Genomic DNA, 15,750 nt, shown 5'->3' with positions numbered 1-15,750 from the left:
ATGTGGCCGCAGCGACCAGCCCGTCGTCACGTGTGCTAGCGCGAGTCTCCGCCGCGCAGCGCGTCGGTATCAATGCCGTGCTGGCGCATCTTTCGATAGAGGGTGTTGCGGCTCATGCCCAGTGTGCGCGCCGCGCGGCTCATGTTGTAGCGATGTCGCTCGATGGTCTCTAGCAGGGCAGCCCGTTCCGCAGCTTCCAGCGGATTGCCTCCGGAGGGCGCTGCTTCTGCTTCGATCGGCACAGCGTCGCGATGTGCATCCTGCGCATCGCAGGGGTCGTGGTCATCGTTGGCAGATGCCGGATGACAGAGATCGTCGCCAAGGTCTTCTGGCTGTATGCAATCGTCTTCGCACATGGCAAGCGCGGTGCGAAGCACGTTCCGCAGCTCCCGGATGTTTCCAGGCCAATGGTAGGCGCGCAGCAACTGCATGGCTGCGGCGCTGACACTGACCGACATGCCCGCCTGAGCCGATTCGCTGGCGAGAATGTTGGAGATGATTTCCGGCAGGTCCTGGCGCTTGCGCAGCGGAGGAAGCTTGAGCGTGATGCCGTTGAGGCGGTAATAGAGGTCCTCGCGGAAACGGCCTTCCGCAACCATATCCTTGAGATCGCGCAGTGAAGCGCTGATCAAGCGGATATTGACCGGGGTGGGCGCTTCACTGCCGAGCGGCGTCACCACCCGCTCCTCAAGCACACGCAGCAGGCGGGTCTGCAGTTCCAACGGCATGTCGCCGATTTCGTCGAGGAACAGGGTTCCGCCATCGGCCTGCAAGATGCGGCCACGTGCGCCTTCCTTGCGGGCCCCGGTGAAGGCCCCGGACTTGTAGCCGAACAGCTCGGCCTCGATCAGTGTTTCCGGAATGGCCGCGCAATTCACGGCAATGAAGGGGTGATGCGCGCGCTCGCTGGCATTGTGGACCGCGCGGGCAAAGACATCCTTGCCGGCGCCAGTAGGGCCCTGTAACAGAATGGCCACATCCGAGGTGGCGAGACGCCTCGCGCATCGCGCATTGCGCTGCATGACGGGATCTCGACCGGCCACGGTATCGAGATCGAGAGTGTCGGACTGGGGCTTGACTTTGACGCGTACGACCTGCGCGCCGCTGCCGGCCTCGTGCAGCTTGTTGCCTGTCTGCGATGAACTGTTGGTGCGCTGGCTGGTCATGAAAAAGCGACGTCCATGCTTGAGATCACGAATCGGTGTCAGGGCCGACTGACTCTGACGGTAAAGGGGGTCGGATACGTGGGGAGGTACGTCGAATACCTCCGAGATATTGCGGCTGATGACTTCAGTACGGTGTTCATCGGCCAATAGGGCCAAGGCGACCTGGTCGGCGCCGATGACGGTGCCGTCCTCGGCGAGGGCGATGGCGCCGTCCTGCAGCAGGCCGACGAATTCGGCGCGACTGTGGAAACGCAGCACGCAGTGGTCACGAAAACGCCGCAGGAACAGGCATTTTTCGATCAGGCGCGAGGACATGCTCACCATGGCCTTGGTGTGCATCTGATTGGTACGCGAGTAGTTGGCGTTGACGCAGGAGGCGTCGAGGACGGCCGTGAGTTCGCCGTCGGGGTCCAGAATGGGGGCGCCGGTGCAAGACAGATCGATATGCCGGGCACGGAAATGGTCGTTCCGGTGGACGGTCACTGCCCGTTTTTCAGCGATGCAGGTACCGATACCGTTGGTGCCCTCCATCGACTCGCTCCAGTTGGCTCCGTGCACCAGGCCCGCAGCATGAAAGCCCTTGCTCAGATTGGGGTCGACCTTGTCGCAAAGGATGATGCCGTTGGCGTCGGTCAGCAGGAGGGCGTAACCCGAGCCGGCAATCTGCTCGTAGAGAGAGTCCATTTCCAGCCGGGCGATGTCGATCAGCGTGTCGTACTGATCTTCCAGCTCCGCTATGCGGTTGACGTCTTCCACACGCGGAGCGTAGCGCCGCGACGGATCGAGGCCGTGCGCATTGATGCATCGTGACCACGAAGACGAGATATCACTCTCGGGGCGTTCGATGGATTGTTTGCCTCCTACGACGTCGATAACGCGTTCGGAGTGTTGGTAGGTCGTGTCATGCATGTGTGTGTCTCCTCGGCTACTGCCGGGCCGCCTGTCGTCGTGTAATGGGGCGGATGGAAGAAGACTGCGCGTGCCTTACGCCCCCGTCAAGCACACTTTGGTCGTACTGCAACATGAATGGCACACCCTGTACCAAGGGGTGAACGGGTTTTCAGGTATTGCCCTGTTCGTTAGCGGGTGCGGTGTATTGGTGGCGCTAGCAGTCGGGGTGTTGCTGCAATGAGTCTGTGGCTACAAGTGCAGCGAAAAACCTCCCTTTAGGAAGGCGTAAGCGCGCCGAAGTTGCATTCAAATGGCCGCCAAGGTGGCCAGTCCGGGCGACCTTCCCCGGGATCCGTGGCGGATGCCCAGGGGGCGAATCCCACCGGCATTGAAGCAACGAGGTGCATCATGAACACGACAACGATGGCTGACGGCGCCGCAGGTCCGTCCGAGAATTACCGCGACAAGAAGCGCTATTTCTGGCTTCTGTCCTCCCTCTGGGTGCTGTTTCCGGCGCTGAGCGTCGGAGTGACCTATCTCACAGGTATCGAAATCTTCACGTGGAGTACCTTCGCGCTCTGGTATTTGGTGATCCCGGTGCTGGATATGGCCTTCGGTCAGGACACCAGCAATCCGCCCGAGGCCGCCATCCACCGTCTGGAGAACGACAACTACTATCGCTATCTCGCCTACGCGACGGTGCCACTGCACTACGTGACCCTGATCGTGGGGGCATGGGCGGTGGCGAGCCTGGGCATGAGCTGGGTCGGGTATCTGGGGATCGCCCTGTCCGTCGGCCTGATCAACGGCATTGCCATCAATACCGGTCACGAGCTGGGGCACAAGAAGTCGCGTGTCGCAAAGACGCTGGCCAAGCTATCCCTTGCGACGACGGCCTACGGTCATTTCATGGTCGAGCACAACAAGGGGCATCACAAGGATGTCGCCACACCGGAAGACCCCGCGTCCTCCCGCTTCGGTGAGAGCATCTACCGCTTTGTGTTGCGCGAAATTCCGGGGGCGCTGAAGCGCTCCTGGCAGAACGAAAAAGAGCGACTGGCCCGGCAGGGCAAGGGCCCATGGAGCACCGAGAACGAGATGCTGCAGCCCATGGCAGTCACCATTGCGCTGTACGGGGGCTTGATCCTTGCCTTCGGCCCCGTGGTGATTCCCTTTCTTCTCATCGCCATGGCCTACGGTTACTGGTTCCTGACCATGGCCAATTACGTGGAGCACTACGGATTGTTGCGGCAGAAGCAGGAAGACGGTCGCTATGAGCGCTGTCGGCCCGAGCACTCCTGGAACACGAATCACACCATGTCGAATCTGGTGCTCTTCCATCTCCAGCGCCATTCCGATCACCACGCCCACCCGACGCGGAGCTACCAGTCGCTGCGGCACTTCGAGGACCTGCCGACCCTGCCTTCGGGCTACCCCGGCATGTTCACGCTGGCCATGTTCCCGCCACTATGGCGCGCAGTGATGGATCCCCGCGTCCTTGATCTCTACGACCAGGACATTCATCGCGTCAATCTCGATCCCAAGTACCGCGATGCGATTCTGCGCCGCTATGCCGGTGCCAAGAGCGGGAACTCGAACATCACCACCGCTTAATGGTGTCACCCCTCCCCCGGGGGTTCTTGGTGGCGGCAGGGTGGCGCAGTTGTGCGCCCTGTCGCCATCCCATCTGGAGTGCTGGAGGCTCTGACGCCATCGTGTTGCGTGGTCGGGCGCAGCGCCAGCACCCTCATTACTGGAATTGCATGGCATGACCGTCGCATTGATCGTGTTCCTGATGATGAGCGCCGTGAGCTTCGGTGGCGCGTTGCTCGCCCTGCTGATCACATTTGGTATGGGTGCACCACGCGTCCTTCGTATGATTCACGGCCTGACGGCCGGCGCTGCCCTGGCACTGTTGGCCGTCGGCAACCTGGTCCAGGAGACGTCCTCACTGGCGTGGTGGGCGCTCGGCATATGGACGGCCGGGTTGCTCGGGGGGCTGCTGTTCTTCCGCGTCCTCTTTCCAGGGCGACCGCCGCGGTTGCTCATGTTCGCGCACGGCGTGCTTGGCCTGACCGGCCTGGCGCTGCTGTACCCCGTCGCCTTCAGCGGCGCCTGAGGCGCAGCAGCACCGATCGGGCCAGTAGTCAGGGCGCGTCGAGCAAGCCGAGCTTGTGGGCTTTGGTCACGGCTGCAAGACGGCTCGTCACCGCGAGCTTGCCGTAGATGTTGCGCAAGTGCCACTTCAGCGTGCCCTCCGTGATCAGCAATGAGTCAGCGAGCTTCCGGTTGGGCAACCCAGACTGGAGTTTCAGCAGAATCTGGATCTCGCGGGATGTCAGGGGCTCGATCAGTGGACTCTGGTCCGGCGCATGGGGCCGGGAGGCCACCTCCGCGACTTCATCCTGTTCCGGGTTGTTGAGGGGCACAATCGCGTCGAGCAGCTGCCGCGCATAAGCCACGGTGGGGGCACGCTGATCCTCGCGGGTCTCGTGCAGATAGAGTTCCAGAAGATCGCCGACTTGGCGCCCTTCGTCAGCAAAGAGGCGGATATAGCCTTCCGGGGCACCCAACTGCAGCGCCTCGGTGAAAACCTTGAGTGCCTTGCGTTGCTCGTTGTTGGCTTGCAGAGAGAGCGCCTGCAAGACCAGTGTCTCGATGAGCTTGCGTTTCTGTCCCGTTTGTCGGGTATGCCGCACGATCGGGCCCAGGATCTCGCAGACAGCCTCGAAGTCGCCATGCAGCAAGGCCATGCGGGCATGAATGCGACTGGACTTATCACGTACCGCACTTTCGAAGGCGCTGATGCGTGCGCCCGCCGCGGTCGCCCGCTGAACCTCCTCCCACACAGCGCGGGCCTGATCGAGTTCGCCGTGACGCAGATGCATGACGACACGCTCGGCACCCAGGGAGATGGCCAGTCGGGGCAGGTCGCGGGCATGCCCCAGGGCTTCGCCCTCGGCCAGCGTGTCGAAGGCTTCCAGCGGGTTGCCTTGAAGCGCCTGCAGCCGGGCGAGCGTGACGAAGCCCATGATCATCGGGTCGGCCGAACTTTGCTCCATCAAGGCCGTCATGCCTTGCCCGAGCTCGTCGCTCGCTTCGGAGAGCCGGTTGAACTCATAGAGCAGCCCGGCCTGCATGGCATGCAGCATCATGACGCAGGGTGATCGATTGCCGAGCCTTGGCCCGAGTTCCTCGATGTACTGGCGGCATTCGTGGGTGGCCTGTCGGTACCAGCCCTTCTTGACCAGGTTGCTGATCGCAAGCATGCCGTTCCAGCTGAGGATGTAGTGGCCGTTGACTTCCCGGCCCAGCATCAGGCCCTGGCGCGCATGGCGCAGTCCCTCCTCATAATCGCTGAGCCCCTTGTAGGCGAAGGCAAGCACTGCGTGGACCGCGGCCTGGTCGTAGCGGTTGGCATCGGGCCAGCGTGCCAGCCAGCGCTCACTGCGCGCCACGCTCTCCCGGGCGTGGTCGCGCAGGCCAGCCTGCACGCAGCGCTGCATTTCGATGGTGCACTGCAGATGCGTCGACATCGGATTCTCTGAGTCCAGGTGCTGACCGTGTTCGACCGTGGTCAGCAGGTTTTCGGATTCCTCGTGTCGGCGCAGAAAATCGAGGGACCATGCCTGCTGAATCTGGATCTCCGGCAAGCGATCAAGGGCCGCCTGCGGAAACTTGTTGGTCCAGTACAGGAAGGTCTTGTGCCGACCGTAACGACGGATGGTGGTTTCCGAGTGCTCCATGATCAGTGCAGCCGCACGCTCGAGATTGCCGCCTTCCAGCGAGACCTCGATGGCGCCGTCCACTTCGCCGTGCTGGCTGAACCAATCGCATGCCCGATCCCGTGTGTCACTTAGCTCACGGCCGCCCACGGTCCGAAGCCTGGTGAGCAGGAAGTCGCGTACCAAAGGGTGCAGGGTGTATTTGGGGTCGAGTTCGTCGGTATGCGTGAGTGGGATGCCGCGGGCCTCAAGTTCTTCCAGCCAGAGTCCGGCATCGCGCTCGCCGGTGGCAGCCGCGGCCAGATCAGCCGAGAAGCTTCGCAGCAGCGCGAGCCGGGTCAGAAAGCGCCGCAGATGCTCCGGCAGGCGCGACAGTACCGACTCATTCAGATACTCCGTCAGCGGACGCGGATTCTCTGCAAGGGCGCCGACGAAGTGATCCTGCTGCTGGGTATCGTTCTGCAGGCTGAGCGCGACCAGACGGACGGCGGCGGGCCATCCTTGGGTACGCTCGATGAGTGATGTGACCAGGCCGTCGCGGGCCTCAATGCCATGCTGGCGCAGCAATTGCGCGGCTTCCGCCTTCGATAGCGCCAAATCCGTGGTGTTGAGCCGGGTCAAGCGTCCTTCCAGCATCGCCACGCTGACGACGCCAGCGGGGTAGACGCGACCGGCAAAGACCAGCGTCAGCGTCTCGGATTGGTAGCGCAGGAGCATGCGCAGCACCGCTTCAGCAGGCTGATCGAGCAACTCGTGCACGTCGTCAATGATCAGGGTCGTGCCCTGATTTCCGCTGTCCGCTTCGGCGAGCAGAGCCTTGAGCACTGCAACCTGACCGGCGCTACCGAAGCGATCCAGAAAGCTGGAAGCGCTTTCCGCTTCTGCAGGTTGGAGTTCGGTGGCCATATCCAGGATCAGCTTGTCACCGTCGCGATCTCCGGGCGTTGCCTTGATCAATACGACACGCTGGCCGGCGTTCAGCCACTGCTTCCGCCATTGGCTCAGCAGCGTCGATTTGCCATAGCCCGGCGGTCCGCTGATTGTGATGACCGGTTTCTGCCGATGCCATGCCGCGTCTGGGATCGCCAGTCCCTGGCGTTCGATTTCCCAGTTGACGCGTGCCGGGACCGTCGCTTCCGATAGGTCTGCTGCGGTTGGGGCCACTTCCAATATGCCGCGTGCCAATTCCACCATGCGTCTCTCTTCCCAGCGCAATGCGCTTGTCCTTGTTGTATTCGCTGCGGTGGTGTCTCCTCCACCGGGGCAGTTGCCCAAACCTATTATCGGTCACACGTCATGACTGCAACGCCCTCCTTTCGGAAGGGGAGAGGGGCGCGATTCCAGGGTTCGATCCCTCTCTTTGGGGAGGCGATGCCAGGCTCGCCGCGCGGTGTAATGCCGAGCACGGGCGCGCGACCAGCGGCCCGCGACCCCTCGAGCAATCGGGCTCGCGACGGACAATAGGAGGCCAAAGATGTCGGCAAGAAAATTTCACTGCCCCGGGTGCGGGTATATCTACGACGAAGCCTTGGGTGAGCCGCACGAAGGTTTCGCGCCCGGCACGACCTGGGAGCAGATTCCCGATTCCTGGTTCTGCCCCGATTGCGCGGTACGCGACAAGGCGGACTTTATCCTCGAAGGCAGCGATGTGGATGTCAGCGCTCAGGCAGCCACCTATGAGGAGGCGGCGAAGTGACGGCATCGCTCGCAAAGCAGGCCGCGCCAAGCCGGCGCTGGGAGTGTGTCGTCTGTGGTTTCGTCTACGACGAAGCTGAAGGTCTGCCCGCCGATGGCATTCCACCGGGAACCGCCTGGGAGGATGTGCCGGAAGATTGGATCTGTCCAGACTGCGCTGCGCCCAAGTCGGACTTTGAGATGGCGCTGATTTCAGGCTAGGGGATCGGTGTGGCAGACAGCTCCCGCACGCCAATCCGTCTCACCGCGAGGGAGCGGCCAGTGCCGTCGCAGCAGAGCGATCGTGCCGCGGCCGCGCCGCGGTCGCGCCGGCATTGGTCGGATGCTGAGAAACGCTTCATCGTCGAACAAAGTCTGTTGCCTGGGGTTTCGGCATCCTCGGTCGCACGGCACTACGGCATTCCACCGCACCAGCTGTTTCGGTGGCGCAAGCGCTACCAGCAGCCCCCATCCACCGAGTCAGCAGATTCGGAGACCAGTGTGCCCGCGCGCTATCTGCTTCAGGCGCAGGGAGAAATCCGCGCGCTGCGGCGGCAGTTACAGGAAATCACGCGGGAGACCCAGCGGCTCCGGCAGATGATGGAGCGCCGCGCTCAGGGCTGAGGGCGCGCGGAAGCGGGCCTGACCGCAGCGCTCCGGCACATGCCCTTGAGCGGCCTCCCACGATCTATCCAGTGCAACCGGGTCCACATCCCCGCAGGGGGTATTCCTGAGGGTGGTCCAGCGGACGCGCCATGCCGCCGACACCGCCTTCCTTCTCGAAGGTGAAAGTGCCAGCGATCACTGCATTGCCCGCCACTCGGTACGGGACATGCATTCCCGCCTGTTTGAAGGGGTGGTGCTGTGCCCTGCCGCTGGTCTGCTCACACCCTCCTTTCGTCAGGGGTGCGTGGCCGCACGAAAGACCTTCCTATCGGGAGGTTTCGTGGCGCGCCGTCTTTGCTCTACTGCCAGCACAGAAAAGGAGACAGGCACTCGACCCGCCCGCTGCAGGCGCTCACCCGGCAGCCGGCGGTCAAGCCGCCAGGAGGAGCAAGTACAGACCGCGATCCGTGCACAGCCACCGTCAGTGCGCCGTTGCTGCACTGACGTTGTGCGCTATGCGCCATACGGACGGTCAGTCTTGCGATGACAGCAAACCACAAGAGATGGGAAGGCGATGAATGCATTGAGATTCCGAATTGCGCGGTGGGTCATCGGTCACCGCAACACGGTGGCAGTGCTGTTCGTGGCCATGACGGTGGCCTTTGCCGCCGGACTGCCGCGGGTGGAGATCCGAACCATCTTTTCGGACTTGTTGCCGGCCGACGATCCCTTTGTGCAGACTTTTCTTGAGCACCCGAACTTCGGTGACCCGCTCACCCTGGTGCTGATGGTCAAGCGCACCGACGGTGAGACGCTCTACAACCCGGAAACCCTGCAGAAGGTCTGGGACCTGACCCGCGCGTTCCATCTGCTGCCGGCCGTCAATCCGGACACCATCCTGTCCATCACGACGGAGAAGGCGCGCTATGCCGAGGCGACGCCCTACGGCATCAATATGCGGCCCTTGATGGGGGACTCGGTTCCCACCGACCAGGCCGAGTTGGACGATTTCCACCTCCGTGTCGATCGGTCGCCGGTATCCCGTAACTACCTTGTTTCGCAGGACAGCACGGCAACACTGATCAGTGCGTCCTTCTACGAGCATCAGTTGGATTACGAGGCGTTGTTCGCGCAGGCACAGGCCTTGGCGCAGCAGGGGGGCGACGGCCAACACGAGATCCATGTCATCGGGCAGCCGACGCTGACGGGTTGGGTCTACGCGTTGCAGGAGCAGACCTACCTCATCTTTGCCATCACCATCGGGCTGCTGATTGCCGCGTTGGTGCTCTATGTGCGCAATACCGCGGGTATCACGGTACCCATCGTGGTCAGCGTGGTCTCCGCCATCTGGGGCTTCGGCCTGATCGGCTGGATCGGTGCACCCATCGACCCTCTGCTGATGATCGTGCCGCTGCTGCTGGTGGCACGTTCCTTCTCGCACTGTGTGCAGTTCACGGATCGCTATTACGAAATCCTCTCGGAGATCGGCGACAAGCGCCGTTCTGCCGAGATCACCATGGGTGTGATGCTCGCACCCAGCGTGCTCGGCATCATCACTGACGCTCTGGGCATCCTGTTCATCGGCCTCGCACCGATTCCGGCGATGCAGCGCTTTGCGCTATTTGCCGGCTTCTGGGCGCTCTGTCTGATTCCGACAGGGGTCATTCTGATTGCGATCCTGCTGTCCTACTTGCCGACGCCGCGGAATATCCAGCGCTTGACCTCCCACGATAGCGGCTCAGGTGTGCATGCACTGCAGCGACGCATATTGAGCGGGCTCAGCGGCCTTGTAACGGGCAAGCCGGCGCGCGTCACGGGCATGGCGACGGTGGCGCTGTCGGTGGCAGCCATCGTCATCGCGCTGCAGATCAAGATCGGCAACCCGGTGGAGGGGAGCAACCTGCTGTGGCAGGACTCGGAGTACAACCAGGGGGTCCGTGCCGTGAACGACCACTTCCCGGGCGTGAATTCGCTGGAGATCATCCTGGAGTCCAAGGATGACGACAGTACGCCGAGGACGGCGCGCACTCTGGAGGCCTATCGGCTTTCCAAGGAAATCCAGCGCCTCGCCGAGGAAGGGGCGGGGGAGGGCGGATTACCCGCGCGCGTGACCCGCTCCTTCGCCGATTTCATGGAGGAGGGCAACCGTCTGTACTCGGGAGGGCATCCAAAGTGGCTGCCGCTGGATCACTCAAACCAGGCCGTCGGCGCGGCCGCCATGGCCATCACCTTCGGCCAGAACCCCCTCAATTTCTCGCAGGTGGCGGACTTCAAGTTCCAGAACTCGACCATCTCACTGTTCTACCGGGATAACACCCAGTCGACCATCGATGGCGCTCTGGCGTCCGCCCAGTACGCCATCGATCAGGTCAGCGGCGGGGATGGGGAGTACGAAGGGATTTCGCTACGCCTTGCCGCCGGTCTTGCAACCGGAACCATTGCACTCCAGGAGGCGATGAACTCGGTGGTGGAACGCTACCACTGGTTGATCCTGCTACTGCTGGCTGCCGCCATCTTCGTGATCGCGACCTTTGCCTACCGGTCCACCGTGGCTGCCCTTGTGGTGCTCGTTCCGGTGAGCTTGGCCAACTTCTATCTGACCGCGGCCATGCACATGATGGGCATCGGCCTGGACATCAATTCGGTGATGGTCGCGGTACTCGGTGTGGGCGTGGGTATCGACTACGGCTTCTATCTGCTGTCGCGCATCTGCGAGGAATACTCTGCAAAGGAAGGCGACTGGGCCAAGGCCATCCACAACGCGATGACCACCACCGGTAAGGCAATCATGTTCACCGCCGGAATCATGCTCGTGGGCATCCTGCCCTGGTACTTCCTGTCCGACCTCAAGTTCACCGCCGATATGGGGCTGCTGCTGGCCGCAATCATGCTCATCAACATGGTTCTGGCGCTGGTCGTACTGCCGCTGCTGATGTGGTTCCTCAAGCCCAAGTTTGCTGCCCGCGACGACCTGATCGTCGGGGAAAGCGTGGATCTTTCCAAGTTTCGTGACCCCGGACCGGCTGCCTACCAGCATGCCTAGGACGCGGTCTGCCGCCTGACCCCATGACATTCAAACGCGCAAAGCGTACGGAGGAGACTGTGAGAATTCGCAAATATGACGTCGATTACACGCGTCGCAAGCTGATGCAGAACATGGCCCTAGGCTTGGGCGCCGGCGTCTTGCTGCCGCTCGAAAAGATCTGGGCCAAGGACTCGCTGATGCTCGACCTAACCAAGGCCTACCCTGACGAAGCCTTCTCGATCGAAGCGCAGACCAAGGGCAAGATCTCCGTCGGGGATGTCATCACCAAGGAGAACCTTGAGCATGTGGAACACCTGCTCGACCCCTGCATCATCCAACAGGTCCGCGAGGATGGCCGGCGCTTCACGATCGGTCCGCCCGAGACGGACCTCACCCGGATGTTCACCAATCCCAACCTGGAAAAGACGCAAAAGAATCTGGCGGAGGGCTATTACGCCAAGTTCGACGACGCCGGCAATGTCGTTGGTTCGGACAATGGGAACTGGAAGGGGGGCTTTCCCTTCCCCAGCCCCAAGAACGCCAACGAGATTCAAGCCAATGCGGCCCTGAGTTGGGGGCGCGCGGACGCCAATCTCTATGCGGTGCGTCAGGTGGACTTCGCCGGCGACGGCAGCCAGCAATACGCCTACGACTTCGCCTGGGTGGAACTGCAGATGCAGGCGCGTATCGACGGCAAGGCATTCCGCGGCCATACGGATGAAATCCGTCGTCAGAACGCCTACTTCGAATCCTCCGAGGATGTGAAGGGCACGTCCTTCCTCAGTATCTGGAAGTACGACCAGCGCGAGATTCCCGACCTTTTCGGCTATCTGCCGCAGTTCCGTCGCGTGCGCCAGTTCCCCGCCAATCAGCGCTTCGAGCCACTCATCCCGGGCGCAACCTGGTTCCTCACCGATCCGTGGGCCGCCGGTGACCCGATGCTGACCTGGGGTAACTACAAGATCGTCGAGCGCAAGCCGATGCTGACCGCAACCACCGGCAACTTTGGAATCAAGGACGACAACTGGCAGCTTCCCACCATTCCCGGTAACGAGAAGTACTTCGACGTGGCCCTTGCAATGAGCCCGGATGTGGCCGTCGTCGAATCGACCCCGACCGGCTATCCGCGTGCGCCGGTGAGCAAGCGTCTGGCCTGGTTCGACGTCCGCAATTGCACCTATACCGGGTGCATTCGCTACGACCTGCAAGGCAAGCCATGGGTGAACTTCGAGTCGGCATTCGGCTACTACCAGGATGGAGACCGTGTCGTCATGGGGCATGATGGCAAGACACCGGCGTGGTCCTGGACCTATGTCATGAGCTACAACATGCAGAACAAGCGCATGAGCCGTCTCGACCACGCCTACGAGGCGTCGGGCATTCGCAGTCTGTTCGAAATCGATCAGGACTGGATGTACGACACCTATCTCACGACGTCCGCGCAGCAGGCCCTCGGCCGCGTCTAGCACTGACATGACAGTTCCGGGGCCGGCGCAGCCGCCGGTCCCGGTGGAGGATGTCCATGGCAAAGAATATTCGCTTGGCGAGACCCGCGCGCGTGGCCTTGTGTGCACTGCTGGCACTCGGGCAGGCGCACGCGGTGTCGCAGCACAACGGGTCGACAACCGACTCCGTCGGTTCTCTGGATCAACGTTTTGAGGTGTTGGTCGACGGTGTGGCACAGGACCGCCTCTTCGCGGTTGACATCGTGGGCGAACGCGGCATTGCGGTTGGCGGCATGGGGCGGGTGCTGATCACCGAAGACAGAGGTGAAACCTGGACTTTGGAGTCGCCGCATACCGATCAGGCGCTGCTGGCAGTGGCCATGGCGGGAGAGCACATTCTCGCGGTGGGCCAATCCGGCGTCGCCTTCGTGCGTCGTTGGGGTCAACCCTGGGAAGCAGTGGCGACCGGCACACAGGAGCGACTGCTCAATGTGGCCCTGCACGAAAACGGCACCGCGGTCGCTGTTGGCGGCTTCGGTACGGTACTGCGTTCCTCGGACCACGGTCGCAGTTGGCAATCGGCAGCACCCGACTGGAAGGCTATAGCCGCCGCACGGGGTGGTGGCGACGACCGTACCGGTGCGCTCTCCGAACCGACGATGTTCGCGACACAGATTCTGCCCAACGGGGAAATCCTGATCGCGGGGGAATTGGCCTATATCCTCAAGGCCACTCCGCATCGGGCGGGCTGGACCCTGGTGCATGGCGGAGCCAAGGCATCGGGCGCGATCGCGCCAAGCCTGCACGATGTCGCCATTGGCCGTGACGGGTCCGGCTTTGCGGTCGGGCAGGAGGGGGTGATCCTGAAGACCATCGATGGTGGCAACAGCTGGCAGCAGAAGCCGACGCCGTCCTCGGGCGCCAATCTGCTGGCGGTGGAGCGCAGGGATGCCAAGTGGGTCTTTGCACTGGGCATGCGCACGGCGCTCTACAGCCGCGACGGCGGCGAGAGCTGGCAGCCGCTGCAGGCACTGGATGTCGGGCTGAACTGGTACAGCGATATCGAAGCGGTGTCGGCAGACGGTCCGTTGCTTGCCGTGGGCCACAGTGGCCGCGTCATCCGCATCCAGTAGCGCAGTACTTCCTTTCTTCTTGTGATTGCGAACGCCGCGCCCAGCGCAGGCGTTGGGGGTGACTTATGACTAGAACCATGTTTTCTCGCGCATCGCGCGCTGCATTCTTCACGGTGGCAGCCCTTGGCATGCTGCCCGCCGCGCATGCCATGTACTCGCTGGAACGCATCTGGAACGACGCAACCTTCAGCAGCTTTGTGCGTCTGGATGCGGCGGCGAGTACGACGTCCAAGGAAAACCCGAACAACCAGGGCACCAACCGATTCCAGGACGTTTCCGTCGAGCGGCAGACCTTTGTGCCGCCGACCCTTGCCGGCCTGCCGGTCAATGACAACAACAATTGGAATGTCCCGCTGCCGCTGTTTTCGGACACCCTGCGTCGTGGCGATCTGGTGCCTTCCACCAACGACAACTGGAACTACCTCGCACTGCGCGGCGAATCGGAATTGCAGGTACGCTTCAGCCGCTCATTGCGCTTCGTCGGCCGTCTGCGTGGCATCTATGACCCCACGGTCTACGACGAATTTGACGCGCGCTCTCTTGATGGTCTGCAGGGCACGGGCATCATCGGCGGCGACCCGGCCCTGTACCACGGCCCGCCGAATTATTTCGAGGCACGCGGCCGTAACGGTCGCAGTCTGAATCCGCTGGAATTGGCCGGGCGTGACTACATGATCGATGCGCCCGCGCTGCTGATGGAGTATCGCAGCGGGGGGCTGACACTGCGCGGCGGCAATCAGCAGATTGCCTGGGGGCAGGCGATCTTCTTCCAGACGCTGGATCTTCCCAATGGACTGGATTTCCGTCGCCACCTCATCCTCGATCGTGCCTTCGAGGAATTTTCGGACAAGCGTGTGCCGAAGCTGTCGGTCCGTGCCACCTATCAGAAGGGCACCTTCGTCGCCGACAGTTACGTTGGCAAATTCCAGCCGACCGTGCTGTCCAATCCGAATACCCCTTTCAACATTATTCCGTCGCAGTTCACGGTGTACGAGAACTATTTCTCGGGCGACTACGACAGCAAGATCGATGGCGGTCTGCGCATCAAGTCCGATTATGGAAGCTGGGGCTGGCAGGCGGTGTACGTCAGTCGCTACAACCCGCTGGGAACCTTCAGTTGGGCGCGAAGCGGGGTCAATAGCCCCTTGACGGGAGGACTGGGTTCGACTGCCAACCTGGCCTACGCGGTGAAGCTGCCGGTCTGCGACGGCACCGAGAACCCGACGCTGTGCAGGAATTCCGCGGATCCCGGTGAGGCACTCAGCAAGACCCCCTTCGTCGCCGAGCCGGGGGGTGTCTACACCGGACGGGAATGGTTCGAGTATGCCGCCGATGCCCGCCTCAACGGACTGGAAGGATTCAATCAGGCGGTGCGCGAGTTCCCTGACCTGAAGGACGTCTATGTCACCGAGGTCAATAGTGTCGAGGAGCTGAAGAACCAGCTCGATACACTGATGGTCGCGGCCGAGGGCAGCTATCGCGGTTACATCGAGCGCGACTACCACCGCGAGAACGTCTTCGGCCTGGGCGCGAGTTATGTCACCGAGAGCAGCATCGATGCCCTCAACGCCATCATCTTCAATCTGGAGGTGCAGTACACCCCGAAGCGCAAATTCATCAATCCGACACTGTCGAGCACGCCCTTGCAGTCGGATGAGTGGATTGCCTCTCTGGTCATGGAGAAATGGACGCGTTGGACGGCGGCCTTCCCGGCAGCCTATCTCGTCGGTCAATACCAGTTCCGCAGCGAGAGCGACCTGGTCGGCCGGCATCTGAGCGGCTACGGCGGGTCAGAGGACAAGGTTGCGGACGGCATCGACAATGCGCATTACATCGTGCTGGCCGCCTTGCAGCCCTTTCCCGGCAGAAAGTACGTCTTCGAGTTTGCCACCCTCTACGACGTCAAGGGCGGCATCCTCGTACAGCCCCTGCTGCAGTGGAACATCGGCAGCGGCTTCGGTGCCGAGGTCTTCTACAACTACGTCAACGGCAACCTCTACGGCGAGCGTACCGATAACGTCATCAGCAGCATCAACTGGGCAGACGAAGTCGCCATCCGCTTACGATACGCGTTCTAGGTGAGGC

General features: G+C 62.2%; 11 protein-coding genes. 9 read left to right on the top strand and 2 right to left on the bottom strand.

The genetic code is table 11. The features are described from left to right. Positions 1-35: 35 nt before the first annotated feature. Entirely contained in the window at positions 36-2,075 is a 2,040-nt protein-coding gene (locus ACOOFO_RS14730) for a sigma-54-dependent Fis family transcriptional regulator (RefSeq protein WP_420427506.1), read from the bottom strand. A gap of 390 nt (positions 2,076-2,465) precedes the next feature. Between ACOOFO_RS14730 and ACOOFO_RS14725 the strand changes: the two genes are divergently transcribed. Further along, complete coding sequence (locus ACOOFO_RS14725; protein WP_420427505.1) at positions 2,466-3,671, top strand: alkane 1-monooxygenase; 1,206 nt, start codon at positions 2,466-2,468, stop codon at positions 3,669-3,671. A gap of 154 nt (positions 3,672-3,825) precedes the next feature. After that, on the top strand, positions 3,826-4,176 hold the full coding sequence (locus tag ACOOFO_RS14720; RefSeq protein WP_420427504.1) for a hypothetical protein: 351 nt from the start codon (positions 3,826-3,828) through the stop codon (positions 4,174-4,176). A gap of 28 nt (positions 4,177-4,204) precedes the next feature. Here ACOOFO_RS14720 and ACOOFO_RS14715 read toward each other — a convergent pair whose 3' ends face one another. Beyond that, a complete protein-coding gene (locus ACOOFO_RS14715; protein WP_420427503.1) occupies positions 4,205-6,976 on the bottom strand; it encodes a LuxR C-terminal-related transcriptional regulator in 2,772 nt (923 codons plus the stop codon). Between the two features lie 280 nt (positions 6,977-7,256). Here ACOOFO_RS14715 and ACOOFO_RS14710 point away from each other — a divergent pair, with 280 nt between their 5' ends. The 7 genes from ACOOFO_RS14710 (at position 7,257) to ACOOFO_RS14680 (ending at position 15,743) form a co-directional block, all read left to right on the top strand. Beyond that, positions 7,257-7,478, top strand: a complete 222-nt coding sequence (locus ACOOFO_RS14710) for a rubredoxin (protein WP_420427502.1) — start codon at positions 7,257-7,259, stop codon at positions 7,476-7,478. Further along, complete coding sequence (locus ACOOFO_RS14705) at positions 7,475-7,678, top strand: rubredoxin (RefSeq protein ID WP_420427501.1); 204 nt, start codon at positions 7,475-7,477, stop codon at positions 7,676-7,678. The genes ACOOFO_RS14710 and ACOOFO_RS14705 overlap by 4 nt, the downstream gene beginning before the upstream one ends. Before the next feature lie 60 nt (positions 7,679-7,738). Next, positions 7,739-8,080, top strand: coding sequence for a transposase (locus tag ACOOFO_RS14700; RefSeq protein WP_420427500.1), 342 nt, complete (start codon positions 7,739-7,741; stop codon positions 8,078-8,080). A 556-nt stretch (positions 8,081-8,636) separates the two neighbouring features. Further along, on the top strand, positions 8,637-11,105 hold the full coding sequence (locus ACOOFO_RS14695; RefSeq protein ID WP_420427499.1) for an efflux RND transporter permease subunit: 2,469 nt from the start codon (positions 8,637-8,639) through the stop codon (positions 11,103-11,105). Positions 11,106-11,164: 59 nt separating this feature from the next. Further along, complete coding sequence (locus ACOOFO_RS14690) at positions 11,165-12,553, top strand: DUF1329 domain-containing protein (RefSeq protein ID WP_420427498.1); 1,389 nt, start codon at positions 11,165-11,167, stop codon at positions 12,551-12,553. 56 nt (positions 12,554-12,609) lie between these two features. After that, positions 12,610-13,665 carry a WD40/YVTN/BNR-like repeat-containing protein gene (locus ACOOFO_RS14685; RefSeq protein ID WP_420427497.1) on the top strand — a complete coding sequence of 352 codons (1,056 nt, stop codon included), beginning with the start codon at positions 12,610-12,612 and terminating at the stop codon, positions 13,663-13,665. 77 nt (positions 13,666-13,742) lie between these two features. Then, positions 13,743-15,743: a DUF1302 family protein gene (locus ACOOFO_RS14680; protein WP_420427496.1), complete on the top strand. Its 2,001-nt coding sequence runs from the start codon at positions 13,743-13,745 to the stop codon at positions 15,741-15,743. Positions 15,744-15,750: the final 7 nt, after the last annotated feature.

It is taken from the genome of Algiphilus sp. (assembly GCF_965216485.1).
In the GTDB taxonomy this organism is placed as follows: Bacteria; Pseudomonadota; Gammaproteobacteria; order Nevskiales; family Nevskiaceae; genus Algiphilus.
The sequence above is the reverse complement of the archived record's forward strand: the minus strand, read 5'-3'. Positions and strand labels throughout refer to the sequence as shown.